At 73.0% G+C, this 25,344-nt stretch carries 21 protein-coding genes; 9 read left to right on the top strand and 12 right to left on the bottom strand.

Features of this window, described 5'->3' with window-relative positions:
* The first annotated feature begins 43 nt into the window (after positions 1–43).
* The 3 genes from WMF22_RS49675 (at position 44) to WMF22_RS49665 (ending at position 2,790) form a co-directional block, all read left to right on the top strand.
* Complete coding sequence (locus WMF22_RS49675) at positions 44–589, top strand: TlpA family protein disulfide reductase (protein ID WP_438034296.1); 546 nt, start codon at positions 44–46, stop codon at positions 587–589.
* A 119-nt stretch (positions 590–708) separates the two neighbouring features.
* Entirely contained in the window at positions 709–1,863 is a 1,155-nt protein-coding gene (locus tag WMF22_RS49670; protein ID WP_438034295.1) for an SUMF1/EgtB/PvdO family nonheme iron enzyme, read from the top strand.
* Positions 1,864–1,923: 60 nt separating this feature from the next.
* Positions 1,924–2,790: a helix-turn-helix domain-containing protein gene (locus tag WMF22_RS49665; protein WP_438034294.1), complete on the top strand. Its 867-nt coding sequence runs from the start codon at positions 1,924–1,926 to the stop codon at positions 2,788–2,790.
* Positions 2,791–2,998: 208 nt separating this feature from the next.
* On the opposite strand, the gene WMF22_RS49660 is transcribed toward WMF22_RS49665, so the two are convergent.
* Both WMF22_RS49660 and WMF22_RS49655 read right to left on the bottom strand, forming a co-directional pair.
* Complete coding sequence (locus WMF22_RS49660; protein WP_438034293.1) at positions 2,999–3,466, bottom strand: hypothetical protein; 468 nt, start codon at positions 3,464–3,466, stop codon at positions 2,999–3,001.
* A gap of 145 nt (positions 3,467–3,611) precedes the next feature.
* On the bottom strand, positions 3,612–5,279 hold the full coding sequence (locus WMF22_RS49655; RefSeq protein ID WP_438034292.1) for a hypothetical protein: 1,668 nt from the start codon (positions 5,277–5,279) through the stop codon (positions 3,612–3,614).
* 682 nt (positions 5,280–5,961) lie between these two features.
* Here WMF22_RS49655 and WMF22_RS49650 point away from each other — a divergent pair.
* The 6 genes from WMF22_RS49650 to WMF22_RS49625 all read left to right on the top strand — a co-directional run bounded on the left by WMF22_RS49650 (position 5,962) and on the right by WMF22_RS49625 (position 10,451).
* Positions 5,962–6,477: a hypothetical protein gene (locus WMF22_RS49650; protein ID WP_438034291.1), complete on the top strand. Its 516-nt coding sequence runs from the start codon at positions 5,962–5,964 to the stop codon at positions 6,475–6,477.
* 395 nt (positions 6,478–6,872) lie between these two features.
* Positions 6,873–7,388: a hypothetical protein gene (locus WMF22_RS49645; protein ID WP_437296832.1), complete on the top strand. Its 516-nt coding sequence runs from the start codon at positions 6,873–6,875 to the stop codon at positions 7,386–7,388.
* A 217-nt stretch (positions 7,389–7,605) separates the two neighbouring features.
* Complete coding sequence (locus tag WMF22_RS49640; protein WP_438034290.1) at positions 7,606–8,664, top strand: methyltransferase; 1,059 nt, start codon at positions 7,606–7,608, stop codon at positions 8,662–8,664.
* 272 nt (positions 8,665–8,936) lie between these two features.
* Complete coding sequence (locus WMF22_RS49635) at positions 8,937–9,404, top strand: hypothetical protein (RefSeq protein WP_438034289.1); 468 nt, start codon at positions 8,937–8,939, stop codon at positions 9,402–9,404.
* Positions 9,405–9,640: 236 nt separating this feature from the next.
* Positions 9,641–9,973 (top strand): ArsR/SmtB family transcription factor, encoded by a 333-nt coding sequence (locus tag WMF22_RS49630; RefSeq protein ID WP_437296829.1) that lies wholly within the window; start codon positions 9,641–9,643, stop codon positions 9,971–9,973.
* Positions 9,957–10,451: an SRPBCC family protein gene (locus tag WMF22_RS49625; protein WP_437296828.1), complete on the top strand. Its 495-nt coding sequence runs from the start codon at positions 9,957–9,959 to the stop codon at positions 10,449–10,451. Before WMF22_RS49630 ends, WMF22_RS49625 begins: the two co-directional genes overlap by 17 nt.
* A gap of 48 nt (positions 10,452–10,499) precedes the next feature.
* Here the strand turns inward: WMF22_RS49625 and WMF22_RS49620 are convergent, their stop codons facing one another.
* Genes WMF22_RS49620 through WMF22_RS49575 form a run of 10 tightly spaced genes read right to left on the bottom strand, consistent with a single transcriptional unit; the run spans position 10,500 to position 25,343 of the window.
* Positions 10,500–11,849: an ABC transporter permease gene (locus WMF22_RS49620; RefSeq protein WP_438034288.1), complete on the bottom strand. Its 1,350-nt coding sequence runs from the start codon at positions 11,847–11,849 to the stop codon at positions 10,500–10,502.
* Positions 11,846–12,808: an ABC transporter ATP-binding protein gene (locus WMF22_RS49615; RefSeq protein ID WP_438034287.1), complete on the bottom strand. Its 963-nt coding sequence runs from the start codon at positions 12,806–12,808 to the stop codon at positions 11,846–11,848. Before WMF22_RS49615 ends, WMF22_RS49620 begins: the two co-directional genes overlap by 4 nt.
* The gene (locus WMF22_RS49610) at positions 12,805–14,211 is read right to left on the bottom strand and encodes a TfuA-like protein (RefSeq protein WP_437296825.1); all 1,407 of its coding nucleotides are present in this window, start codon (positions 14,209–14,211) and stop codon (positions 12,805–12,807) included. The genes WMF22_RS49615 and WMF22_RS49610 overlap by 4 nt, the downstream gene beginning before the upstream one ends.
* Positions 14,208–15,497 carry a YcaO-like family protein gene (locus WMF22_RS49605; protein WP_438034286.1) on the bottom strand — a complete coding sequence of 430 codons (1,290 nt, stop codon included), beginning with the start codon at positions 15,495–15,497 and terminating at the stop codon, positions 14,208–14,210. The genes WMF22_RS49610 and WMF22_RS49605 overlap by 4 nt, the downstream gene beginning before the upstream one ends.
* Before the next feature lie 55 nt (positions 15,498–15,552).
* Positions 15,553–18,162: a thiopeptide-type bacteriocin biosynthesis protein gene (locus WMF22_RS49600; protein WP_438034285.1), complete on the bottom strand. Its 2,610-nt coding sequence runs from the start codon at positions 18,160–18,162 to the stop codon at positions 15,553–15,555.
* Entirely contained in the window at positions 18,159–20,729 is a 2,571-nt protein-coding gene (locus tag WMF22_RS49595) for a lantibiotic dehydratase (protein WP_438034284.1), read from the bottom strand. Before WMF22_RS49595 ends, WMF22_RS49600 begins: the two co-directional genes overlap by 4 nt.
* The gene (locus WMF22_RS49590) at positions 20,726–21,505 is read right to left on the bottom strand and encodes a nitroreductase family protein (RefSeq protein WP_437296821.1); all 780 of its coding nucleotides are present in this window, start codon (positions 21,503–21,505) and stop codon (positions 20,726–20,728) included. Before WMF22_RS49590 ends, WMF22_RS49595 begins: the two co-directional genes overlap by 4 nt.
* A complete protein-coding gene (locus tag WMF22_RS49585) occupies positions 21,492–23,312 on the bottom strand; it encodes a SagB family peptide dehydrogenase (RefSeq protein WP_438034283.1) in 1,821 nt (606 codons plus the stop codon). Before WMF22_RS49585 ends, WMF22_RS49590 begins: the two co-directional genes overlap by 14 nt.
* Complete coding sequence (locus WMF22_RS49580; protein WP_438034282.1) at positions 23,309–24,049, bottom strand: hypothetical protein; 741 nt, start codon at positions 24,047–24,049, stop codon at positions 23,309–23,311. Before WMF22_RS49580 ends, WMF22_RS49585 begins: the two co-directional genes overlap by 4 nt.
* Positions 24,027–25,343: a YcaO-like family protein gene (locus WMF22_RS49575; protein ID WP_438034281.1), complete on the bottom strand. Its 1,317-nt coding sequence runs from the start codon at positions 25,341–25,343 to the stop codon at positions 24,027–24,029. The genes WMF22_RS49580 and WMF22_RS49575 overlap by 23 nt, the downstream gene beginning before the upstream one ends.
* Position 25,344 lies beyond the last annotated feature (1 nt).

Genomic DNA, 25,344 nt, shown 5'->3' with positions numbered 1-25,344 from the left:
TCGGACGTAGGCCCAAAGATTTGCTATGAAGCCCAGGGCCCGTATGGCCGAACCCCAGCCCGATTCCGGCAAGATTCTCTATCCTGCAGTCGCGTTGCTCATCGCCCTGAGCGCGCTGATTGGTCTTGTGATCCTGCCGCGCCTTGCGCCGGGGGCCTCGGGCATGGTCGGCGCGGAGGCCCCCGACGTGACGCTGCCGGTCGCCGCCAACGGCGAGCCCGGCGCGCGCATGCAGATCGCCGAGCTGAGGGGCCAGCCGGTGATCCTGGATTTCTGGGCGACGTGGTGCGGTCCCTGCGCGGTCCAGGCGCCGATCCTCGACCGGATCGCGCGCCGCTACGAGAAGAAGGGGCTCGTTGTGCTCGGCGTCAACGTGGACGACCCGCCCCAGGTGGCCAGCCAGTACGCGCTCAAGAAGGGCCTCTCGTATCCCATCCTGATCGACGACGCGAAGGAGGCCTCGGCCCACTACGGGGTGGACAAGCTGCCGAGCCTCGTGGTGATCGACCGGCAGGGGAAGGTCGCGGCCTACCTGACGGGCGTCGTCGACGAGGCGAGCCTCTCCGAGATCGTCGAGGCCGCCCTCTGATCTCGCGCGACGTGCCCCGCGCGCTCCACGTGCCTCTCTAGCTCGACGTGCCCCGCTCGCTCCACGTGCCTCTCTAGCTTGACGTGCCCCGCTCGCTCCACGTGCCTCTCTAGCTCGACGTGCCCCGCTCGCTCCACGTGCCTCCTCCTTCCCGTCCCTTGCACCTCGTGCTGGCGGCGCTCGCGGTCGCCGCGCCCGCCTGCTCCCGCGGCGACGCCGATCGCGGCCGCGACGCCGGCGCGCCGCCTCCGGCCAGCGCCTCCGCGCCGCCTCCGGGCCCGGCGGCCTCCGCCCCGGGGGCGCCGGCCCCTCGGGCCTCTGGCGCGCCCGACGCGGCCGGCGGCGACGCCGGCGCGCCCGGGGCGGTCGGGGATCCGATGGCGACCCACTATGAGGCGCGCGAGGATCTGGTGCGGCTCTTCTCGCTGAAGGAGCTCTCGGAGCGAGAGCGGAAGCTCAAGAACCCCGAGCTCTTCCTGGAGAAGAACTTCGGCGGCGGCTCCCCTGCCCGGCTCAACCAGGGCAACAAGGAGCTCGCGCGGCACACGCGCTCGAAGGAACAGTGCCTGGAGGGCCTCCGGGGCGTCGTCCTCCAGACGGAGGAGCAGCGCGCCCGCTGCGGCGGCCACGAGAACATGGTGCCCGTGTACAGGCGCGGGAAGCCGGCGTCGGCCGCGTTCTGCATCGACGTCTTCGAGTTCCCCAACAAGCCGTGCGAGCTGCCGATGGTCTGGGCGAGCCCGACGCAGGCGGCGGCCGTGTGCAGCCTGCAGGGCAAGCGCCTCTGCACCGAGGACGAGTGGAGCCTCGCGTGCCGCGGCGATCCCGAGGGCGGCAAGCCGAGGACGTACGCCTACGGCGACGCGCTCGATCTCGCCGTCTGCCACACACAGACGCCGCACCGCGACATCGATGGCAAGCCGTGCGACGGCGACACAGCGCGCTCTGCCTACCAGACCTGCGCGACCGATACCGAGCCTGCGGGGTCCTTCCCCGCGTGCCGCTCGCGGTTCGGGGTGTTCGATCAGCACGGCAACGTGGCCGAGATCATGACCCGCCGCGACCGCGACGACGGCAAGCTGTACAGCCAGCTCAAGGGGAGCGCCTGGTTCTACGTCGAGGTCGCCCGCGAGCACGACGCCCCGAGGCCGAAGGGCCGCGAGACCTACCCCGATCACTGCGCCTACAGCCCGCGCTGGCACGTCGAGCCGATGGAGGACGCGTGGCACGCGAACTACCACCTTGGGCTCCGGTGCTGCAAGACGATCCGCTGACGCGCCCCGCCCGGCGCGCGGCTGGCTCGCGCCCGCGTCGACGGGTATCTTTGCCCCGCGATGCAAGCGCTGGCGCCTCGCGCAAGGATCTCCCGCGGCAGCTCCGGTGAGGGCCGCTGGGAGATCGCGACGCGGCCCCCGGCGCCGCGCCTCCGCCCTTACATCCGCGACTACAGCGGCTACACCGAGGAGACGCCCGGGCCGCTGCGGCGGCGCGAGCTCCCTGCGCCGCAGATCGTCGTGATCATCGAGTTCGGACCGCCGCTGCGCGTGTTCGACGCGGGGAGCGATCGCCGTCATTCCTCGCACCCCGGCGGCTTCGTCGCGGGCCTCGACGCCACCTTCACGATCACCGAGCACGACGGGTTCCAGCGCGGGCTCCAGGTGAACCTCACCCCCATCGGGGCGCGGCTCTTCTTCGGCGTGCCCATGGAGGAGCTGACCGGGCGCGTGATCTCGGCGCGCGATCTGCTGCCCAAAAAGCACGCCCGGCTGGCGGAGCGCCTCGAGGAGCTCCCGACCTGGGACGCGCGCTTCGACCTGATCGAGCGGGCGCTCGGCGACCGCGTGGACGAGGCGCGGCTCGAGATCGGCGTGGTCTCGTGGGCGTTCCGCCGGATCGAGGAGCGCGGGGGCGCGGTCGACATGCGCGCCCTCGCGCGCGAGCTCGGCTACAGCCAGAAGCACGTGATCGGCCTGTTCCGCGAGCACGTCGGCGTCCCGCCCAAGCTCCTCGCGCGCCTCGTTCGCTTCGACCGGCTGGTGCGGCACCTCAGGACGGGCGCCACGGGGACGTGGGCGGAGCTCGCCCAGCGGTTCGGCTACTACGACCAGGCGCACCTCGCGCGGGACGTGAAGCAATTCAGCGGGACGACCCCGACCCGGACGCGCGCGGCGCTGATCGACGTCGCCGGCATGAGCCCCTGAGCCCTCGTCGCGGCGGGTGAATTTGCGGTGGCGAACCGTCGCGTTCGTCGGGATTTCGGTGGAGCGTGACGACGGATCGCAGCCCCTCGGAAGGCATGGATCCAACCCGGGCCCAGCCGGCGCGCGGGATCGTGCGCCGGCGTGGAGGGCTCGCCTGAGCGGCCGGGAGCGCACGGCAACGCCGCCCGGCCGCCTCGGCGGAGGCCCTCTACCCGCCTTCCGGAGCGTCGTGTGTAGCTTCGAGCGCGGCGGCGGCCCGGTCCTCCGCCACGCTGATGCGCTTGATGCAGGCGTTGGTCTCGCGCCTGGCCGCTTCGATGACCTTGCTCTCCTCCGGGATCTTCGAGACGGCGCGGCCGCCGGTGCCCCTGAAGGTCGCGCCGGTGCGGTGCAAGCACTCCCGGGTCTCGCACCGGCAGATGTCGTCACGGATGCGCAGCGCCAGGGCGACGCCCCGCTCCACCACGGGCTCCGTGGATGGCGCGGAGGACGTCGCCGCGAGCACCGTCGCTTCGGCCTCGCCGGCCGGGCGAGGCCGGGGCGCCGCCGCCGGTGGACCGAAAGGCACAGTTACCGTCTTCGGTGGCCGAAAATCACCACCCCGCCCGGCGAGGGCCAGGATCAAGGCCACTGCAGCGCCCACGCCCACGCCCGTGATCATCCACCTTCGCGTCATGGTCGTCTCCTAGAGCGACAAACGGGTTGAAACTGCCTGAAGAGCGCAGAATTTCGAACCGCCAAGTCGCCAAGGACGCCAAGAACGGAGAAATATCTTGGTGTCTTGGCGGTTCATTTCTCGCTCGATCAACGTGATCGGTGTCCTAGGGCTTGCAGCTGCTCTTGATATCGAAGTACCCGGCGAGGTAGGCCCGCGCGGGGCTCTTCCAGAACCGATCCAGCGTGACCTCGGCGTTGGGCATCACATGGTTTTTCGCCGGATCGAGGCCCACCGTGCAGACGTCTGCCTCGATGGACCCGATGTTTCCCCACGTCTGGAAATCACCTTTATCGGCGAAGTTGTAGAAGGAGCTGCTCTGGGCGGCGTGGCAACCACGGCAGTACGGCGCGACGACCGCCGAGTAGATCTTCTCGTCCGCCTTGTTCCCTGTCCAACCGGGCGGGATGAAGGCGCTATTCTGGACCGTGCCCACCGTGCTCACGCTGCCGGCGGCGTACCAGCCGTTGATGAGCTCCTGGGTCGCCGCGGTGGGCCCGGCCTGGAGGACGAGCTTGTTCAGCTTGCGGAACTTCTCCTCCTGAGCGGCGCGCGTGAAGCCCGACGCGGTCGAGAACTCGAAGGCGGAGAGGTCGAACGGCAAGAACCGCGCGCCCCCCCCGTCCACGCTGTCGTTCAACGCATCGTATCTGGCGCCGCCGTGGCAAACGATGCAGTTTTGGGGGATACCCTTGTTGTAGCCCTTGGAGTCGAGCTGCGCATCAGGCAGGAGCAGGTAATTCGGGCCCGGGCCATAAACGGCGAACCGCACGCTGTCATCCGCCGTGATCGGCGGGATGTACCACATGGCGACCGTGGCAAACGCGCCGCTGTGGACGCCCGAATATAACCCGCTCACCGTGTTGGCGAGGCTGTCGATCGGGTCTGCTCCGAAGACGTTCACGTTGTCGTTCACATCGTCGTCGTAGTTGCTCACGAAGCAGGCTACGCCGGTATTCGGGTGTGTCGGGTTTGTCGGGTATGGATTATACGATTTGCAGTTCATCTCCCGGCCGACGCCGAGATCGCCCGCGTTGTAGTAGACGGCCGACACCTCATCCGAGCCCGCGGCTCCGAACCCGAACCGGGTCTTGAAGGCGGTGAGGGAGACCGGCGCGTCTATCTCGTCGTAGTATTCCGCCGTGTGTTCCGGGGAGCCGACCCCGTTCTCTTCAATGTGCGAGAGGTACGCCGGCGTGTCCTCGAGGTCGGTCGGCGTCTTCGAAGCGTTGACCAGCACGGCCTGTGTCCAGTTGCTCTTGCACTCTTCCCCTACGGCAATCCAGTTCTCGTCCTCCTCGGTGGTCAGCTGGCGCATACCTACCGTCTGATAGCAATCCAGCCGGTCCTGATCGAAGGTCGCAAAGGCGCTGCCTATATCGTCGACGACGCGGAAGCGCAGGAGGCCGCCTTCGGGCCAGCGGGCGCTCTCCGTAGAGGTCGGCGAGCTCGGCACGGGGGTCGCGTTGACTGACCACTCGTACCACTCACCGAAACCCTGATCCGTGGGGGTCGAAGCGCTGGTGGTGGTTTCGAGCGTCACCCAGTTCTCGTAGTCAGGATCGTTCTCATCGTCAGGATCGGCCAGCACCTGGACACGGATCGTTTCGCTGCCAGCATTGAACTTGCCTGCGAAGTTGATGGTCGTGCCGGCGGGTACACCAAGGAAGACATCACCATTCTCGGGACCGTCCACGCACGCCACGGATGCGGTGCAAAGCACCGCCAGGAGAACGGAACGCGTGAGGAAGGCAGATCTGCATATCAGCTTCATGGACACCTCTTGTTCTGGCTCGTGCACACGTTTGCTTTTCGGCCTGGGTTCCAGGCGCAGACGGCAGGGGGGTTCCGGCGCGCTGCTCATGAGGAAGATGAGGAGAGGCGGGCGCGCCGGCTCACGCCATCGCCGGTCCGGAAGCTCGATACCGCTGGGCCCGCTCGGAGCGGTCAGTGCACGCCTTGTGCCAGGCGCAGAGGTTGCTCGATGTCTCGATTCCGTCGCGTTCCACGCGCCGGGCAAGGATCCATTCGCCGTGAAATGCGGCTCATTTCTTCGTGACGTGTCACGGGCTGCGACCGTGACATGTCACGGTCGCAGCGTGACATGTCACGGGGTTGCAGCGTGACATGTCACGGTCGCAGCGTGACATGAGCCACGGGTGAACCGCGCATCATGCCCGGTATCCCCGGGCGAGCGCGCGCCCATGGCCTCGCAGACACGGCGAGGAAGCCCTGTGCGAGTTCGCTGGCGGGTAGGCGGGCGGCGCTCGCGTGGGAAAGCTGCGCGCGCCGTTCGCGGAGGAAAGGAATCTTCTCATCGAACGTAGACCCGTCTGAGCAGCGCAGTCGCGCGGAAGGCGCCCGCGCCCAGCGCTACCAGGCGCTCTGGCGTCGCTCGGAGGGCCGCGCAGGCGCGCTCAAGGTGAACGTCCTCGTTCGTTCAAGGAGATCTCGACATGACACGGATGAAGCTTCTCGGGTTTCTGATGGCTGGTCTCGCGCTCGTGGCTTGCGGCGATGATGAGGGTGCTGGTAATGGAGGTAGCGAGAGCGACATCGAAGGCAAACAGCTCAGCACGCTGACGGCCGAGGAGGCCGACGGCCTGTGCGACGATCTCCGCGGGCAGGCCAAGACGATCTCGAAGGAGGACGCGTGCGAGGCCGCGGGGGTGCTTGCCTCTTTGTTCGGAACGGAGTGTGAGACCACCAGGCAGGAATGCATCAGCGATCCGGAGGAGCCCGGGGAGACGGACGACCTCGAAGCGTGCGGAGCGTCCCAGTTCACCGGCTGCACCGCCACGGTCGCGGAGGTCAGGGCCTGCGTGGACGCCATGGTAGGCACCCTCAAGGCGCTCACGTGCGAATCGACGATCACTGACCTCGCGGAGAAGCCGGCGGCGTGCGCCGCGATCGAGGAGAAGTGCCCGGGGGCCCTGGACGGAGGGGGAGAGGAAGACGAGAGCGAGGGCTGACACGCCTGAGCGCGGCGCCCGCCCCGCCGCGCGGCTCGGTCTCGCCGGCACGAGCCCGCGGCGGGGTAAGCTTCTCCGTGAACGCCGCGGGGACACCAGGGCTGGACCCGGCCGGAGAGCGCCTCGACCGCGCGCGGCACGGCTCACGGCGAGGCCGCTCTCTAGGACGGGCCGAGCTCTCGCTGGGCGATGTCTCGTTTCTTCTGCTCTTGCCCGCGCCCGACGCAGCGCGCGACGCCGGAGGCTCGCGCCTGCCGCGCGAGCGCAGGAATCTGCACGCTCTCTGCAGGCGCGCCGAGGGCGGGCGCGGGTATCATCGAGGCGAACGGGGTGCCTGCGGGTCCTGAACGGCCACGAACGCACCCTCTCTATCCGGGAGAGCTCGAATGAGACGGATGACGATTGTCGGGGTCCTGGCGGCTGGGCTCGCGCTCATGGCGTGCGGCGACGGTGGGGACGCTGGGGACGATGGGGAGGATGGGGACGAGACCGCGATCGCCCTCGATGAGAACCAGCGGATCGGCGAGCTGACGGCCAGAGAGGCCGGGCAGGTGTGCGACGATCTCGCCGAGCCGATGAAGCTCGCGAAAGTGGACCAGTGCGATCTCGTCGGACTGCTCTTCTCCCCCGAGGAAGGGGAATGCGTGCTCGCCTGGAGAAAGTGCCTCGCCACCGCAGGTGAACCTCTGACGTCGAGCAGGTGCAACACGTCCGAGTTCAAGTGGTGCACCGCCACGGTCGCGGAGGTCAAGGCCTGCATGATCGCCGCGACCGAAGCCATGAAGGCGCTCTCGTGCGGGTCCGACATCGACCTCTTGCAGTCTCCTGTCGACCTCTTGCAGTCCCCTGAGGAGTGCGCGGGCGTCAGCGAGAAGTGCCCGTGGCTCCTCAAAGACGTCGTGGGCTTCTGAGGTCGCCGCTCGCCCCGCTCACCGGTCGATCTCGATCTGGCTGCACGCCCGGCGTCAGCCGCGTCGCTGCGTCGCCGCGTCCCGGGTGCGATAGGTGCCGCTGTCCGGAAGACCGGCCGCCACGATCCACTCGGGGAGCGCGGAGCTGGCAAGGTAAAATCTTTACAATACCTGCGGCGTCGCGCTCCCCAGGGTAGGCCTCGAAGGAGCGAACACCATGTCGAGCTGCTCTCCCACGAATCTGCCCCCTGCGTTCCGCCTGAACCAGATGATCATGAGCCTCTGGGTGCCGCAGGTCATTCACGCGGCCGCGGAGCTCGGCGTCGCGGACGTCCTCGCCGGGGGACCGCTTCCGAGCAGCGCGGTCGCGACGCGGCTCGGCACGCACCCCGACGCGACGGAGCGCCTGCTCCGGGCGCTCGTCACGCTCGATCTGCTCGCCCCGAGCGGGGAGCGGTTCGAGCTCACCGAGATGGGGCGATGCCTGGAGACGAGCTCCCCGAGCTCGCGGCGCGCGTGGTCTCGTCTGATGGGCGGGCCGGGCGTCTGGCGGGCCTGGGGCCGCTTGACCGACTGCATCCGCACCGGCCGGATGGCGTGGGGCGCCGCGGACGCCGCCGCGTCGTCCGGGACCGAGCACTTCGATGAGATGGCGCGCGACCCGGCCGCCGCCGTGATCTTCCACCAGGCCATGGTGGAGCTCACCCGCGGGGTCGCGCCAGGCATCGTCGGGGCGATCGACTTCCGCGGCGTGCGCCGCGTGATCGACGTGGGCGGCGGCTACGGCGCCCTGCTCTGCGCGATCCTGGAGGCTCACGCCGGCGTGGAAGGGGTCGTCTTCGATCTCGATCACGCGCGCGAAGGGGCGCTCCAGCTGTTCGCATCGCGCGGCGTGGGCGCCCGCGCGTCCTTCGTCGCGGGGAGCTGCTTCGACATTGCGCCTCCGGCCGCCGACCTCTACGTGCTCAAGAGCGTGCTCCACGACTGGGATGACGCCCGGAGCTTGAAGCTCCTGGGCAAGTGCCGCGAGGTGATGGACGATTCGGCGCGCCTCCTCGTCGTCGAGGCGCCCGCCCCTGCCGGCCCCTGCGAGCGCGGCAACACGGCCCTTGACTGGGTCCTCACGTTCAGCGACATCAACATGCTCGTGAACACCGGGGGACGCGAGCGCACCGAGGCCGAGTACCGCGCGCTGCTCGATGCCGCGGGCCTCTGCGTGAAAGGCGTGCGAGAGACGCCGAGCTTCTACCGGGTTCTCGAGGCGGCGCGGGCTTGAGCCCCGTCACGGCAGCGACCCATCCACTTTGCCGAGGCTGCCGCGCACGCGGCTGTTCGAGCCGAGCGCGAACACGGCCATCTCCCGCCCCCACGCCGCGACAGCCTCTTCCCTGGCCCAGCCAGGCGCCCTCGACCCGAGGCGCAGACGCGTGGGCGCTCCGGCGCATCGACGAGCGCGGGGCGCGTGTATCGTCGGGGCGACGGGGCGCCTGCGGGTCCTGAACGGCCACCAGCGCACCTTCCTCGTCAAGGAGAGCTCGAATGAGATGGATGACGCTTCTCGAGATCCTGGCGGCTGGGCTCGCGCTCGCGGCGTGCGGCGACGATGGGGGCGAGACCGCGGTCGCCCTCGACGAGAGCCGGCAGCTCGGCGAGCTGACGGCCGAAGAGGCCAGTCAGGTGTGCGACGATCTCAGAGAGCCGATGAAGCTCTCGAAGATAGACCAGTGCGATCTCATCGGACTGCTCAACGCCACCGGGATAGAGGAATGCGTGAACATCTGGCGGCAGTGCCTCCTCTCTGGAAGTGAACCTCTGACGTCGACCAGGTGCTTCACGTACGACTTCGAGGGGTGCACCATCACTGTCGCGGAGGCCAAGACCTGCCTGATCGCCATGGCCGGCACCCTCAAGGAGCTCTCGTGCGGGTCCAGCCTCGACCTCTTGCAGCCTCCTGCGGAGTGCGTGGGCGTCCGCGCGTTCTGCCCGTCGATCCTCGAAAACGGCGAAGGCTTCTGAGGTCGCCCCTCGCCCGCTTATCGACCGCCCGGCCGCCCTCGAACTGGCTGCACAGCCGGCGTCCGCCGCGTCACCGCATCCCCTCGCGCCCATGCCTTCGATCGCCGAGCGCGAGCGTAAAGCTGTCGCCGCCCTCGCATCCCACATCGGAGCACCTGCCACGGCCCGCGCCCGGACCCGCGCAGGCCGAGCATCCTGGACCTTGACAGGTGACCATTTGGTAACATATCAAGGAGGTGACGGACGACGATCGCGTCTTCAAGGCGCTGGCCGATCCCACCCGGCGCTCCCTCCTCGACCGGCTCTTCGCGCGTGACGGCCTCACGCTCACGGAGCTCGAGTCCGAGCTCGAGATGTCGAGGTTCGGCGTGATGAAGCACCTCCGGGTGCTCGAAGCCGCGGGGCTCGTCGTCACGGTTCGATCGGGCCGGAAGAAGCTCCACTACCTGAACCCGGTCCCCATTCGCCAGATCCACGACCGCTGGATCGACAAGTACACCGAGGGGCGCATTTCGGCGCTCGTTGATCTGAAGAAACACCTGGAGAAGAACAATGACGACGAAGAGTGAGAAGCCGGTCCACATCTACCGAGTCCACATCAAGGCGACGCCCGAGGCCGTCTGGGATGCGATCACGAAGCCCGAGTGGATCGAGAGGTACGGTTACTGCGCCCGCGCAGAGTACGATCTGCGCCCCGGCGGCAAATACCAGGCGTTCGCGAGCGCGGAGATGGCCCAGCACGGCGGCCCCAACGTGATCATCGATGGAGAGGTCATCGAGGCCGATCCCCCGCGAAAGCTCGTTCAGACGTGGCGCATCCTCTGGGATCCCGAGATGAAGGAGGAGGGCTTCAGGCGACTTACCTGGGAGATCGAGGTGAGCCCCTACGGCATCACGTCGCTGACCGTGACCCACGAGGTCGGCGACGCGCCCAAGACAGCCGCCATCACCTCGGGCGCGATCAAGGAAGCCGGCGGTGGCTGGAGCTATATCCTGAGCGATCTGAAGACGCTGCTCGAGACAGGCAAGACGCTGTCGGCGGCCTGAACGCGCTGCGCCGCGCGTCCGGACGGCCGATGGCGCCGTCCGAACGCGTCACCTTTCGCGGGCCCAGCGCCAGAGCTCGCGGAGGGTCGGCGTCGCTCCCTGGGAGAGGACGCCTGTCCGGAAGATCCTTGCAGCCACCCAGATGAAGAGCAGCACGGTCGCGCCGGTGCCGCCGATGGCGACGAGGATCTGCCAGAGCGGCGGCTCGGAGACGAGGACCCGGACGAACATCACCATCGGGGCGTAGATCGGGATCATCGAGAGCACGACGGCGAGCGTCGAGCCGGGGTGACCGGCGATGACCACGAGGAAGAACGGCGGCGCGGAGAGCGCCATCGAGATCGGGCTCATCAGCTGCTGCGCGGCCTTCTCGGAGCTCGCGGCCGCGCCGCCGACGGCATAGACAGCCACGTTCACGAGATATCCCAGCAGAAAGAACACGACGAAGTACACGGCGACCATGGGGCGAAGCAGGGTCTCGGCGTCGAGGAGGCGCGGCCCTCCCAGCGCGGCTGTCGCGACGCCCGCGACAGCCGCCATCCCGAGCCACACGAGGATCTGCGTGAGGCCGGCGGCGGCGAGGCCGAGGATCCTCCCGGACAGGAGCTCGAACGGGGTCACCGAGGAGAGGAGGATCTCCATGATCCGGTCCGACTTCTCCTGCACGATGCGGCGCAAGATCTCGCGACCATTCAAGAGGACCGCGACGAAGAGCAGGCCGCCGAAGCCGAAGGCGACGAGCAGGTCGAGGTCGCCGCCGGAGCCCCCGGGGCCGCTCGAGGAGAGGGGCGCCGAGTCGAACGCAGGAGGCGACAGGAGGCCCTCGATCTCGGCGGCGTCGCGGCCGCGCGCCGTCCACTGCGCCACGGCGACGCCGCGCGCCACCACCGCCGCGGCGTGCTCGACGGCATCGAGGTCAGCCCCCTTCGCGTACAGCGCGCCCCGCGCGCCGGGGTCCTCGAGCATCTCGGGCGGGAGCACCACGACGCCGTCCACGCCGCGCCCTCCCGTCGTGGCGCCCGCCCTCGCGCCGTCGAGCAGCGCCGCGACGGCCGCGGTCGTGGCGGCGGCGTCCCCGGGGGCCACGTAGGTGAGCCGCAGCCGGGCGGCCCTCGGGAGTACGGCGCTGCCCATCGCGGCGCCGAGCGATCTCGCGGAGGACCGCGCCGACGCCTCCTCGGCGAGGCCCGCGGAGGCGGCCTCCACGACCCCGCGGAGCCGGCCTGTCCCGTCGACCACGACGACCGAGCGCTCGCCGGCGCCGGCGGCGACGAGGAGCGCGGGGAGCAGGCCCACCGCCGCGAAGAGGACCGGCAGGAGGAGCGTCGTGAGGACGAAGGACGCTGTCTTCACCGAGGCGACGTACTCACGCTTCAGCACGACGAGGATGCGGCTCACGACGCCTCCAGCGCCGCGCCGCGGGCAGCGCGCGGCCTGGGGGCGAGCGGCGGCGGGGCGCCCTCGCCGACGACGCGAGAGAAGATCTCGCCGAGCGACGGCGACGAGACCTCGAACCGCCGCACCCGGACGCGCGAGAGCGCCGCCGAGAGCGCCCGCTGCGCGTCGCCGGCGTCGCGCAGCACGAGCTCCGCCGCGCCCGGCTCGATCCGCGCGCTCACCACGCCGTCGACGCCGAGGAGGAAGGTCCCGTCGCCGTCGAACTCGATCCGCGCCGTGTTGCCGGCGAACGACGCCTTCACCTCGCCGACGGGCCCCGAAAGGACGACGCGCCCCCGATCGACGACGACGACGTGGTCGGCCAGGCTCTCGGCGAGCGGCATGACGTGGGTCGAGAGCAAGAGGGTCTTTCCGGCGGCGCGGAGCTCCCCGAAGAGCCGCTTCACGAGCACGGCGTTGACGGGATCGAGGCCCGACATGGGCTCGTCGAGGACGAGGATCTCCGGGTCGTGGACGAGCGCGCCGCAGAGCTGCACCTTCTGCTGGTTGCCCTTCGACAGCGTCTCGATCCGCGCGCGCGCGACGTGCCCGAGCTCGAGCGACCGGAGGAGCCGCGCGGCGCTCTCGCGCGCGCGGCGCGGGCGGACGCCCTTGAGCTCGCCGAGGAAGGCCAGGTGCTCGGCGACCTCCATCTGCTTGTACAGGCCTCGCTCCTCCGGGAGGTAGCCGACGCGATCGCGGATCGCGACGCTGTCGCTCCTGCCCCCGAGCACCTCGACCGCGCCCTCGTCGGGGCAGAGGATGCCTGTCACGAGGCGCATCGTCGTCGTCTTCCCGGCGCCGTTCCGGCCGAGGAGGGCGGTGGCGCCGCCGCGCCGCACCTCGAACGACACGGCGTCGACGGCCCGGCGCGACGCGAAGACCTTCGTCGCCCCGCGGAGCGAGATCGCGGGCGTCACCGGCGCTCCGGGGCCGAGGCGCTCGCGGCCCGGTCGCCGTGCGCGGCGCGGCGATAACACACCTCGCGCAGCGCAACGCGCTTGAACTCGTCCGCGTCGGCGAAGCCGGCGGAGCGCAGCGCGCCCGCCGGATCGGGCGGCACGGGCGCGCCCAGGCATCGCTCGAAATACCACCGGATCAGGTCGCCTTCGGCCATCCCGGCGTCGGAGAAGGCGGGGTTCGACAGGCCGAGCTCGGCGAGGCGCCGCTGCTTGTCGCGGGCCCGGGAGAGCAGCTCCGCGTACTCGCCGGAGACCGAGAGGTGGTCGCGGACGTGGCCTTGCGCCACCTCGTCGACCGCCTTCTCGACCCAGCCGATGAGCGCCTCGTCGCGGAGCAGCCGCGTCAGCTCGCCCCAGCCGACGCTGAACCGACCCATCCACGCCTTCACGTCGTCCGGCTCGTAGAGCCGCCGCTCGCGGCGGAAGGCGTCGGACGCCCGCTCCAGCGCGGCGTTGTCGACGGTGAGGCCGCGCCGCTCGGCCTCCTGCAGCGCGAGGTACCGGAGCATGGCCCCGCGCTTCGCCCGGCCGTACGCCGCCGCGTCGAGGCGGAGCTCGTCCAGGATGCCGTCGAGGGCCACTGTCTCGTACGGCGACGGGTCGCCGGCGGTCGGGCGCTCCGCGGCGACCATCTCGCCGGCGGCCTGCTCGGCGCGGCACCAGAACTCGGTGACCTCGAACCTGTACGTGACGGTCTTCAGCGAGAAGCCCGCCTCGGCGCGCGCGCGGAGGTGCCGGAGCAGCGCGATCGCGTCGTCGCGCTTCTGGTTGACGCGCCCCTTCGGGAGGAAGTCGCGCAGCGACGCGAGCTCGCTCTGCGGGACGCCGTGGCGGGACGCGGCGTCGAGGATCACGGGATAGACGCGGTCGGGATAGTAAAGAGACTTTGCGACCGCCGTGAGCGCGTCGCGCGTGGCGGAGGTGATCACGCCCGCGGCCGCCGCGGCGTCGAACGTCCCGCGGATGTTGACCATCGCCTCGGAGCCGGCGCGAAAGCCGCTGTCCGCGGGGCCGTGGACGACGGCCACCTCGTCGTCGTCCTCGATGAGGCCGTCGCGGTACGCCTCGAAGATGGCGCCCACGCCTTCCATGCCGAAGGCGGAGAGCTCGGCGGCGCGCAGCGCCCCCATGCTGGAGCTCCCGAAGACGTGGATGCCCTGCGCCATCGCGAAGAGAATTTCCTTGTGCCAGACCGCCGGGACCCGCTCGAAGTAGCCGTCGATGATCGCGATGGCGCTCGGGCGCTTGGCGCATGCCCGGTAGACGTCGCCCTGCGAGACCGGCGGCAGATAGAGGGCGTCGAGCTCCGCCCGCGCGGCCTCGAGCGAGAGGGTCGGACCGACAAAGACGATGAGGCTCATGCGATCTCCTTCGGGCTCGCCGCGCTCCCGCTCCGGCGCTCGAGCGCGCGGCGGAACCGGCGGCCAGGGATGTAGTTGGGGAACGAGTGGATCCCTTCGAGCCCGGGGATCACGATCTTGACGACGGGGATGCCGAACTCCGGCTTCGTGAGATCGAAGGCGACGACGCTGTCGATCCCGACCGCGCGCAGCCGCTCGAGCTGCCAGGCGACGTCGTCCTCGAACGTGTCGCCCGCGAACGTCGGCCCCGCCGAGAACGGGCGCTCTCCGCGCGCCGTCAGCAGCCGGCGGACGTGCCGGACCTGATCGGGGCTCCGGTGGCGGTCGTACTCGGCGCGGAGGAGGTCGTCGCGCGCGCCCGAGATGACCGTGAGCCGGGTCTGCGCGGCCTCGGTGAGGGCGCGGAGCAGCGCGACGGCGCGCGACGGATGGCAGCCTTGCCCGCCGGAGCCGTGGAGCGCACGGACGGCGTCCTCCGTCCGCTCGGCGATCAGGCACTCGTACGAGGGGATACCGACGTCGGAGGTGGTCTCCCACGCGCCGACGGCGACCCCGGCGGCCGCGAATCTCGCGAGCACCTCGCGGCAGCCGGGATCATCGATGCTGTCGAGATCGAGCCGCCTCGCGTCCCGCTCCTCGTCGGTGAGGGCCCCCCACACGGCCGTGGCGTCGCGCTCGACCACCTCGCAGATACCGTAGCTCACCGCCTCGAGGAGCCCGTTCCCCGACGAGAGCCCGTTGGTCGAGCAGCAGAAGATACCCGGGTTGACGCGGCCCGCCGCGGTGGCGTTGACGTGCACGAGCTCGTAGGGGACCCACACCGGGGCGCCGCGCATGAGGTCGTAGCCCTCGGCCCACAGGAGCGGGGTGTCCTCGTCGAACGGCACGCTCGAGGTCCGCGGCAGCGCGGAGACGTCGGCTATCGCGTGGGAGCGCCGGATGTCGCGAGAGGAGCCGAGGAGCAGCGGCCGGACGATGTTCTCGCCGTGATAGGCCTCGATCGATTCCATCAGCCCCGAGACCTTCGCCGCCGCGAGCGTCAGCCCCTTTCCCTGGCTGACCGAGAGAGAGCGCGAGTTGGGGCGGCACACGACGACGACCGGTATCCCGATCGCGTCGAGCCCCGTGACGTTGGCGACCCGCGTGATCCCCATCGCCGGCATGAAGCCCTTGATCCGATCCAGGGTCTCCTCGGGCGAGGCCGCGCGGTGGGTGCCGTTCATGAAGCGCTTCTTCTCGGGGCCCGAGAGCCCCGGCATGGGCGGAAGCTTGGTCTGAGTCTCCACGATGCTTCTCCTTCGCTCGGCGCCCGTGGCGGGCGCGGCTCGAGCTCGTTCTCGTTCAAGTGCTTTGCAAACCGAGGACCACCGGCCTGTCGCGGCGGCAGGCGTCGCGCCGCGCGCGGGCGATGGCCGTGACGAGCCGCCGCTCCTCCGGCGGCACGCCCGGGGCGAGCTCCGCGGCGCGCGCGAGCGCGGCCGCCCTGCCGGCGTCGTCCCCCGCGACGGCGGCGACGTCGGCCTCGAGGTGCGCCGCGGCGAGCGCGAGCAGGGGCGCGCTCCGCGGGGCGGCCCCCCCGAGCGCGGTGAGGCGCGCGCGCAGCCGATCGAGGTGCGCCCCCGCCGCCCCGACCTCCCCCCGCGCGAGGGCCGACTCGGCCCGCGCGTAGAGCACGGCGAGCTCGCCGTAGGGCGAGCGCCACACCCGGGCGCGCGCGGGCCGGGCGCCGTCGAGCCACGCGCGGACCGGGGCCGCGTCGCGGCGCGCGAGGCCGAGCGAGATCGCGTTCTGCGCGGCGAGCGACGCGAGGTCGAAGAGGCCGATCCACGCCGCGTGACAGGCCGCGATCTCGAAGAGCGCCGCCGCCTCGGCGAGCTCGCCAGCGGCCGCGACGCTGCTCGCGAGGCGCACGCGCACCATGAGGGCGCGGCGGAAATCGGCGAGCTCCTCGGCCAAGGCGAGCGCCCGGCGCTGGTGCGCGAGGCCGCGCTCGTGCTCGCCGCTGGCCGCGTGCGCGGCGCCGCGCCACGCGTGCGCGGCGGCGAGGCACTGCGGCGGCGCGTCGCCGCGCGGCGCGGCGAGCAGGGCGTCGAGCCGCGCCTCGTGCTCGGCGCGGCGCTCGCCGGTCGCGCACGCGAGCGCGGCGTCGAGCTCCGCCCAGCAGCGCTCCGCGGCGGACGCGCCGGGCGCGAAGCGCCGCTGAGCGACGTCGTCCCGGAGCGCGTCGAGCGCGGCGGTCTCGCCCAGGTTGTGGAGCGCGGCGAGGAGGACGCGCCGCGCGAGCGCGCGGCGGCGCTCCGGGAGGCCGAGGCGGAGCGCCGCCTCCGCCGCCTGCCGCGCGAGGGCGGGGCGCGACATGCGGAGCATCGTCCTCGCGAGCGCAACGAGCGCGTCGGCCCGCGCCTCGGGAGAGAGGCCGGGCGACGCCAGGGCGTCGCCGAGGATCGCGGCAGCCTCGTGCAGCGCGCCGGCGCGGCAGAACGCTTCACCCCGCGCGACCGTCGCGGGCGCCGGCGTCGCCGCGGGGGCGGCCGCTCCGCCTTCGGGCGCGGTCGCGACGCGGAGGAGCCCCGGCCCCTCTTCGATCTCGGCCACGATCGCGGCCCACCCGGGGCTCGGGCGCCCGCTCGCGGTGACGACGAGGGCGAGCGGCTCCGTCTCCAGGGCGCGCACGAGGAACGCGACGGCGTGCTGCGTGTCGGCGTCGGCGCCATCGACGTCGCGGAGGACGAGCACCGTGGGCTCGAGCGTGTGCTCCGCGAGGAAGGCGCGGAGCGCCCCGGCCACGGAAGCCGGGTCGGGCGGCAGCGGGCACTCCGGCGCGTCGTGCGCGGCCTCGATGCGGCCGAGGGCAGCGAGGAGCGCGCCGCCCGCCGGGTGGGCGTCCGCGAGGGCGCGCAGCAGCGCGAAGGGCGCGGACATCCCGCCTTCGGGCGCGGCGGGCAAGAGGAACCGGAGGTCGTCGCGGCGGGCCGCGTCGCGGAGCGCATCGAGCGCGGCGCCGTCGCAGGGGTCGAGGAGCGCGGTGACGGGCCGGCGCTGCTCGGCCGCGCGGGCGAGGCGCCGCCACGCCTCGCCCGGCGAGACGCCCGGCGGGCGAGCCCGCGGCGGCTCGTGCGGGGCGCCCGCCTCGGCGAGCGCGTCCGCCTCGGCGAGCGCGTCGGCCACCCACACCTCGAAGGCGAGCGTGAGCCCGAGGCGGTTATGGAACGTGTGGGCGAGGTTGGTCAGGACCGTCGCCAGCGGCACACCGAGCGCTCCGCGCCGCGACGCCTCGACGAGCTCGGGCAGATCCGCGTCGAACGCGGTGAGGAGCGCGCGCTCGCCGTCGACGAGCTCGCCGAGCGCGGCGAGCCCCTCTCCCCGCACGAGCGCGCGCACGAGCGCGACCGACTCGGCGTCCGGCGCCGCGCAGACGAGCTCCATGCCCGAGATCGCGCGGGCGAACGTGCGCCAGTGCCGCGCGTACCCCGCGAGGAACGACCGCCGCGCGTCGCCCGCGACGCCCGCGCGCGCGAGCAGCGCGTCGAGCGCGCAGGCCGCGACGAGGGCGCGCGCCCGCGGTCGCCCCGCCGTCTTCCGGATGCAGCCGAGCGCGAACCTGCTCGACGCGAAGAACTGCCGCTCCGCGATCTCCATCCCCGCGGGCCCTCCGTGCTTCTCGAGCTCCGGCTCGTAAACGGCGGCCTCCGCGCGCGACACGGCGGCGCAGCGCGCCGCCGCGGCGTCCACGCGCGCCGCCACGTCGACGGGGTCGCGCCCGGGCGCCACACGCACGCGCAGCCGCAGGTGGTCGCCTCCCTCGGCGTACCGGAGGAAGAAGAAGCGATCGATCGCGCCGCGCTGCTCGAGCTCGGACACGAGCGGATCGATGAGCCCGAGGAGGAGCGCGTCGGTCCCCTCGCCCTCGAGGCCCCGATCGTGGAACAGCTTCCGGTAGATCCAGCTCATCGCGCGCTCCTCTCGCCGTCGATCTCGACGAGCAGCTCCGCCGCGTGCGGCCTCCCGTCGAGGCGCAGCCACGACGCCTCGGGCTCCGGCAGGAGCTCGGTGAAGACGAGGTACCCGCTCGTCCCGCCGCCGGGACCGCCGAGCAGGCGAGCCAGCCCGATCAGCGTGAACAGGCTCTCCCAGTCGACGTACATGTTCGTCTCGGTGAAGCCGTGGCCGGCCACCTCCCGCCCGACGTACCGGGCGAACCCGCGGCTCGGGAGATCGAGCTCGCGCCGCAGGCGCGCGATCGCGCGGAAGTACGACGCGTACGGCTGCTTCGGCTCCTTGCGCGGGATCGCGCTCACCGGGATCGCCCACCGCGCGCGCTCCACGACGACGCGACCGACCGTGAGGCGCGGGCGCCGCGGGGCCAGCGCGACGCCCCGGGCCAGATCGAGGCGATCGAGCACGTTGTAGAGGTCCGCCCGCTCCGCCACCGTGTCGTCGCGGAGCCGCGGCGAGAGCGCGCGGAGCAGGAAGTGCGGATCGGGGAGCGCGGCGTCCCGCAGGAAGCCGAGGTGGATCGGCTCGATCTCGCGGCCGAGGCGCCGCGATCGCAGCCGGAGCTCGACCGCCGCCGCGTCGAAGCGGAGGGAGAGATCGCGGAGCGGCAGGACCTTGTCGCCCGGCGCGCTCGGCTCCCACGGGAGCTCGAGCGCCCACGCCGTGAGGCGCGGGTGCACCTGGAAGTTGAGGCCGAGCGTGGGCGAGAGCTCGACGGGCAGCGGACCGTCCTCCTGCGCCAGGCGGCGGCGGATCGCCTCGAGGGCCTCGGGGGCGCGCCCCTCGGCGTCCGCGAGGTAGCGCGACAGGTACTTCGCGCGCCCGGCCTGCGCGCCGTTGAGCACGACGCGCGGCGCTCCGCCGTCGCGCGGGCAGGGAGGCGCGATCTGGAGGAAGAGCGCCATCGACGACGGCGCGTCCGGGGCGGCGAGCGCCTCGAAGAGGCCTGGATCGAGGCGCACGACGTCGCCCGTCGCCGCGGCGGCGACGCGGCCGAGCTCCGCGTCGATCCAGCGGATCGGCTCGGACGCGCCGCGGATGAGCGCGACGCGCCGCGGGTCCTCGAGGATCTCGGTCACGAAGCCGCCGACGTCGTCGCACACGCCGTCACGACCGAACCGCTCGACGAACGCCGCGCAGAGCCGGCGGTGCGCGGCCCCGCAGGCGCTCGCGCGCACGAAGCGCACGACCGGCTCGAGCGCCTCGACGAGCGCCCCGCGCGGGACAGGGAGCTCCGCGCCGAAGTCGCCGTCCACCATGACATCCTCGAGCACGGCCGAGCGCCCAGGGCCGCGGCCGAGCTCGGCGTCGAGGCGCGCGCGCGCCTCGACGCCGGCGGTCGCGTAGTCCTCGAGGCGCCGCGCGACCGAGCGGAGCTCGTCCGGCGCGCCCGCGCACCCGATCTCGCCCAGGGCGTCCGCCGCGGCGCGCAGCGCCGCAGGGGTCGGCCCCACCGGGACGCTCACCGGCTCGAGCATGCCGGCCTCGATGAGCTGCTCGAGCACGTCGCGGCACGCGCGCTCGTCGGCGTCGTCCGACGCGAGCGCCCGGGCGGCGTCCTCGAGCGTGCGCCCCTCGGCGCCCTCGACGAGGCGGGCGACGGCGGGGGTCCATCCGAGCGACATCAGCTCGCCCGACCGGGCGCGCGAGAAAACGACCGACGGCGCGGCGCCCGCCGCGAAGCGCCGGAGCGGGTTCATCCGGAGCGGCAGGCGCGCGCGGGCGTGGGCGTGAGCCGCCGGGGAAGCCGGGGAAGAAGAAGACATCGCGCGCGCGACGAGCTCCCCGGCGTGCGCGAGCGCGAGCTGCGGGAGGCTGCGCCACCGCGCCTCTTCGGGCGTGCGCGGCGTGCGCGGCGTGCGCGGCGCGCTGCCGACGCCTTCGGGCAACGCGGAGAGGTCGACCAGCGCGACGCCCGCGAACCCCGCGAACGGCGTCGTCCGCGCCGTCGCGCGGAAGACGTAACGCGCGATCGTGGCCTCGCGGATCTGCTGCGCCGAGGTGAGCGGCGCGCCGCTCGGGATCTCCGCGAGCTTCTGCGCCGTGGTATGATGGTCGGCGCTCGAGAGCAGGATCCCCCCGAGCAGGCGCGAGCTCCCGAGCGCCTGCCGGAAGCGCTCCGACGCGGCGATCCACTCCGCGGCGAACGTCGCCTCGTAGCGCTCCTCCAGCGCGGCGCACCGGGCCGCGCGCGCGTCGACGAGCGCGAGCGCGGCGCGCGCCCCCTCCGGCGGCGCGGTCCTCGCGCCCTCGAGCGCGCCGGCCGCCACGGCCTTCCCGTTGAACAGCCGCCGCTTCACCTCGAGCGCCGCGCGGCGCAGCGCCTCGTCCTCGCACCCGCGCACGACGTCGAACATGCGCGCCGCCGCGTCCTCCCGCGCGGCCGCGAGCGCGAGCTCGGCCACGGCGAGCTCGCGCTCGACCGCGGGGCTCTCGCGAAGGCGGAGCCCGGCGAGCGCGTCCGCCGGCATCCCCGCGATGCGCAGCGCGCCCCACGGCGCGATCTGGAGCCCGCGGCTCATCGCGGCTGCCCTCCGCGAGGCGCCTCTCGGGAGGTCGGCTGGCGGTGCCCTCCGACGGCGAACGCGAAGAACGCCGTATGATCGCGGCCGTCGAGCCCGAGGACCTCGTCGACGACCGCGGGGGCGAAGCCGCCGGTCGCCGTGTAGGTGAGCCCGAGCGTCTCCGCGACGAGGTAAAGGCGGTCGGTGAGCCACCCCGCCGCGAACGCCGCGCCCCGGTAGCCGCGATCGCCGAACGCCACGAGCCACCGCCCGATCGGGACCACCAGGAAGAGCACCGCCGCGCCCATGGCGTGCTCGCGCTGCAGGATCGCTGTCTCGGCCATCCGCGCGCGCGACGCCGGGCCGATCGGCGCGAGGCGGTGCTCGCCGCGGTCGTACCGGTGCGCGCCGGGCGGGACACCGTCGACGTCGAAGACCACCGGAAACAGCAGCGGATCGAGCGTCGCGTCCGCGAGCCCTGCCGGCCGCGCCGCGGCGGCCGCGAGCAGCGTCCCGAGCGTCGCCGCGTCGATCGCCCCCGCCGAGAGCCTCCCGCTCCGCCGCGCGACGATGACCGACGCGAGCGAGCGCTGGACCGGCTCGAGCGCGCGCGGCGCGGGCAGCGAGAGGGCGCGCTCCGCGTCCCCGGGCAGCGGCGACGGCGCGGGGAGCGCGGGCTCCGGCGACGGCCGCGCCTCGGGGTAGCGGCTCGCGACGACGAGCTCGGCGACCCCCCGCAGGGGCTGGGTCGCCGCGGCGAGCGTGGACGAGATCCTGTGATCAGCGAGAGACATCGCGGGCCTCCGTGGCTGCGCCCCTGAGCGCGATGAGGAGATGCGGTGCGAGATCGATGCCATCGACGCCGACGACGCGCGCGACGACCTCGTCGTCGAACGTCCAGATCGTCGTCGCCTCGAGGCCGAGCTCCTGGGCGAGGAGCTCCACGCGGTGCGCCATCAACCCGGCGTCGAGCAGCGCGTAGGTGTACCCGCGCGCGTAGTACTTGGAGCACGCCCGCGCGACCGAGCCGACGACGACGATCACGGCGCCCGCGCGCTCCACGGCCGCGGCGTGCTCGGCGCTCCCGCCCGCGAGCACGGCGCGCGCGAGGGCGCCCGCGGCCACGCCGGCGCGGAGCGGCGTGAGCGCGCGCGCGGCGAGCTCGAACCGGTGGACGCCCGCCGCGAGCCCGGGGACCCGCGCCGCGGCGACGTACGCCTCCGCCGAGCCGAGGTTCCCGGCCGACGCGGTGGTGCGACGCACGTGCGCCTCGCCCTCGGCGCGGCGCTCGACGCGCCCGCCGAAGCTCAGCTCGAGCAGCGCGCCGAGCGCGCCCGCGTCGAGCGTCCCCGTCGCGTCGCGCCGGCGCGACAGCGCGGCCCCGACCGGCGCGCCGAACGCTGCGCCGAGCGGCGCGGCGAGCGGCGCGGCGTTCGTCGCGCCGGCGCCCTCCGGAGGCCGCCGCGGCGACGGCGCGGCCGGCGTGCTTTGCAGCTTCCGTACCTCCGGGCTGATGTGCGCCTGCATCCCCGCGTGCTGGCCGATGTGCCACGGCTGGACGACCGTCGTGTTGTGGAACATCCGCGCGAGGCTCTCCGCGTGGCCGGACGGGAGCGTCGCCGTCCGCGGCGGCGCGTCGCCGCCGCAGAGCGGGCAGCTGGGCAGCCTGGTCATGAAGGGGTGGAGCGCCGTCTCGCCGGCGCCGGGCCGCCACACCTCGACGTGCTCCAGCGGGGCCACCGCGAGCAGCCCGCTCGCGTGGAAGATCACGTGCTGCGCGACCCGGCTCACGAGCGCGCGCCCAAAGAGCGCGCGAAGAGCGCCGTCGTCGAGCGCCGGATCCGCCGCGGCGGCGCCGATCTGGAGCCGGACGCACGCCGGGCACGCGGACGCCCCGGGGATCGTGAGCGGCCCGATCGTCCACGCGCCGGGGTTCGCCGCGAGCATCGGGACGCGCGCCGCGATGCACGCGCGCGCCGCCGCCTCGAGCGCCTCCTGGTCGCCGATCACCACGGCCAAGTCGACCTCGCCCTGCGCGAGCTCCCCGGCGCTCGCGGCGAGGCGGACGTCGGCGACGCCCGCCTCGCGGAGCATCGTCACGAGCATCCCCGCGAGCTCCGCGTCGCCGTCCCCCCCCAGCGCGCGCACGCGCGCGCCTTCGAGCGCCCGCTGCGCTTCCCCCCGGCTGCGGTTGCGCCCGGTCCGCCGGAGGTACCTGCTGAAGAACGCGCGCTGCGCCCGGCGCGGCTCCTCGGCCTCGTCGGCCGCGGCGCCCTCGCCCTCCTCGAGCATGCCGTGCATGTGCATCAGGTGGATCGCGTCCCGCAGGTCGGAGGCGACGACGCCCGGAAACGCGGCCTCGACGTCGCCGACGGTGCGCGTCCCGTCGAGCAGCGGCACGAGGTTCTCCATCACCCACGGGAGCGACGCTCCCTGGATGATCTGCGCCTCGCCGCCGAGGACGTGGAGCTCTCCGCCCGGGAGCGTCACGCGGAGGAGATCCTCGACGAAGCGCGGGCGCTCCGGGCAGCGGAGCTCCCAGTAAAGCTCGGCGAAGCGGCTGAGATCGCGGGCCTCGTAGGCATCATCGGACGGGCTCATCGGCCACCTCCCACGCCGGACGATCCGGCGATAGCGAGCGGGTTCTCGGCGAAGTACCCCGCGAGCGACGCCCCGCGCCCCGCCGCGTGCTCGCCGGCGGCGCACCGCCCGCACAGCCCGACCCGGGCGAAGCGCCGCGCGCGGAGCGCGCCCGACGTGACGTCGCACTCCCAGAAGCGCCCCATGCGCGCGGCGCCGGCGCGGGGCGGCTCCGGCGCGCCGCGCTGCTTGAAGAGCGCGAGCGCCTCCGCGGCGAGCAGCGCCGCGGCCTGCTCGGTGACGGCCGCGAGCTCGCCCTGGAACCAGGGGCCAAGGTCGCCCGAGGCCCCGAGCGCCTCGAGGGCGTCGTGCGCCTCGAGGTCCAGCGCGACCGAGCGCACGCGCCGCGAGAAGCAGGCGAAGCACGGCGTGCGGCCGGGGACGATCGACGGCCCGATCCGGAGCTCGTGCGCGAGCAGCGTGCCCGACGTCCAGGCGACCTTTGCCGCGAACGCCGCCGCGTCGAGCGCGAGCGCCGCCGCGGGCCGCGGGCGATCGGTCGCGAGGACGATCACCGCGCCGGGCGGCGCCTCCGGCGCGCCCGCGCCCAGCGCCGACGTCGTGACCCGCGCCCCCGCGCCGGTCAGGAGCTCCGCGCAGCGGGCGCCGAGCTTTCCGTCACGGATGACGTGCACCGCGGGCGCGCCGGCGGCGCGCTCCGAGGCGGGGCTCTCCTCAGGCGAACGGGATCGGATCATCGGTGATCGACTCCTCTGTGCGAGCGCCGTACCCGAGCCTCTCCGGCGCGTCGTACAGGCGAGGGTGCGCGAGGTACCGCGCGTGGTGGGTGAAGCTGATGGGCACGAGCTCGGGCACGATCACCTTCACGACGACGATCCCGAAGTCGCGGACCTCGGGCATCGTCACGTCGACGGCGACCACCTCCATGCCGAGCGCGGCGAGCCGCGCGACGATCGCCGCGAGCGGGTCGTCGCCCTCGATCGGGCGGGGGAAGGCGGCCGCGACCGGCGCCTCGCGCGTGGCGAACGCGAACCGCGCCGGGCCATCGGGCCCCGCGTAGAGGCGCCCGAACGACTCGGGGGTCTGATCGGCCTCGGTGAAGAACGACGCCCGGGTGACCGGCGGAGCGGGCTCGCTCAGCGCCACCCGCAGGCTCCCCACCTCTTCGAGGACGCGCGCCGCCGCGGCCTCGCCGTCGGGGCGGCAGGCCGCCATCGCGATCGCGTGCGGCGCGCTGTGCGCGCACGTCTGCACGGCGCCGATGACGGGGACGCCGACGTCGGTCGTGAGATCGAGCAGCGCCGTCTCCGTGCCCGCGGCCTCGGCGCCGCGGAGGAGCGCCGCGACGAGCGGGCTCCGCGCGCTCCCGGGCGCGATGCGCGGCATCCGGAGCTGGTGCAGCCAGAACAGCGCGAGGCTGTCGCGCTCGATCACCTCGCACAGGCCGGAGAGGATCGCCTGCCGGAAGCTCGCGCCCGCCGCGAACCCCGTCGAGAGCGGGAAGAGCGCGTGCTCGCGGATCGGCAGCGGCAACCCCATGTACGTCGCCGTGAGCGGCACCCAGATCGGGCGCGCGTGGGTGAGCGAGAAGCCGCGCACCCAGAGCTCGTCGCGATCCGGATCGGGCTCGCGCAGGCGGAAGGCCGACGGCGCGCGGGCCCGCTCGCGCGCAGAGCAGCGCGGCAGCCGCGCGGGGTCGAGCGCGCGATCGCCGAGCGAGCGCGGCGTCGCGCGCAGCACCCCCTCGGTCGGGTACATGACGCCGCAGTAACGCTCGAGGGCCTCGCAGACGGCCCGGATCTGGGCCGTTGTCTCGTCGACGGCCGTGCCGGAGCCGGTGAGCGACCCGAGCTTCGAGCCCGTGCGGGACGGGCCCGGGTGGAGCGCCGGGGGCCTGCCGAGGAACGCGGTGAAGCCGTGCATCTGCCCCTCGAAGCCGGGGGGAAAAATGAAACGCCGGACACGGCGGATGATCCCGCAGCGCTCGTCGATGAGCGGCGCGAGGCGATCGATGAGCGAGATCTCCGACATG

Source organism: Sorangium sp. So ce204 (genome assembly GCF_051526795.1).
GTDB classification, from domain to species: domain Bacteria; phylum Myxococcota_A; class Polyangia; order Polyangiales; family Polyangiaceae; genus Sorangium; species Sorangium cellulosum_B.
This window is presented reverse-complemented; position numbering and strand designations above follow the sequence as displayed.

Coding starts and splice junctions, on each gene's coding strand:
- WMF22_RS49645 (WP_437296832.1), top strand. CDS start 6,873: ATGACGATTGTCGGGGTCCTGGCGGCTGGGCTCGCGCTCATGGCGTGC.
- WMF22_RS49580 (WP_438034282.1), bottom strand. CDS start 24,049: ATGATCCGATCCCGTTCGCCTGAGGAGAGCCCCGCCTCGGAGCGCGCC.
- WMF22_RS49665 (WP_438034294.1), top strand. CDS start 1,924: ATGCAAGCGCTGGCGCCTCGCGCAAGGATCTCCCGCGGCAGCTCCGGT.
- WMF22_RS49655 (WP_438034292.1), bottom strand. CDS start 5,279: ATGAAGCTGATATGCAGATCTGCCTTCCTCACGCGTTCCGTTCTCCTG.
- WMF22_RS49625 (WP_437296828.1), top strand. CDS start 9,957: ATGACGACGAAGAGTGAGAAGCCGGTCCACATCTACCGAGTCCACATC.
- WMF22_RS49635 (WP_438034289.1), top strand. CDS start 8,937: ATGACGCTTCTCGAGATCCTGGCGGCTGGGCTCGCGCTCGCGGCGTGC.
- WMF22_RS49595 (WP_438034284.1), bottom strand. CDS start 20,729: ATGAGCCGCGGGCTCCAGATCGCGCCGTGGGGCGCGCTGCGCATCGCG.
- WMF22_RS49610 (WP_437296825.1), bottom strand. CDS start 14,211: ATGAGCCTCATCGTCTTTGTCGGTCCGACCCTCTCGCTCGAGGCCGCG.
- WMF22_RS49590 (WP_437296821.1), bottom strand. CDS start 21,505: ATGTCTCTCGCTGATCACAGGATCTCGTCCACGCTCGCCGCGGCGACC.
- WMF22_RS49575 (WP_438034281.1), bottom strand. CDS start 25,343: ATGTCGGAGATCTCGCTCATCGATCGCCTCGCGCCGCTCATCGACGAG.
- WMF22_RS49640 (WP_438034290.1), top strand. CDS start 7,606: ATGTCGAGCTGCTCTCCCACGAATCTGCCCCCTGCGTTCCGCCTGAAC.
- WMF22_RS49600 (WP_438034285.1), bottom strand. CDS start 18,162: ATGAGCTGGATCTACCGGAAGCTGTTCCACGATCGGGGCCTCGAGGGC.
- WMF22_RS49650 (WP_438034291.1), top strand. CDS start 5,962: ATGACACGGATGAAGCTTCTCGGGTTTCTGATGGCTGGTCTCGCGCTC.
- WMF22_RS49660 (WP_438034293.1), bottom strand. CDS start 3,466: ATGACGCGAAGGTGGATGATCACGGGCGTGGGCGTGGGCGCTGCAGTG.
- WMF22_RS49675 (WP_438034296.1), top strand. CDS start 44: ATGGCCGAACCCCAGCCCGATTCCGGCAAGATTCTCTATCCTGCAGTC.
- WMF22_RS49585 (WP_438034283.1), bottom strand. CDS start 23,312: ATGAGCCCGTCCGATGATGCCTACGAGGCCCGCGATCTCAGCCGCTTC.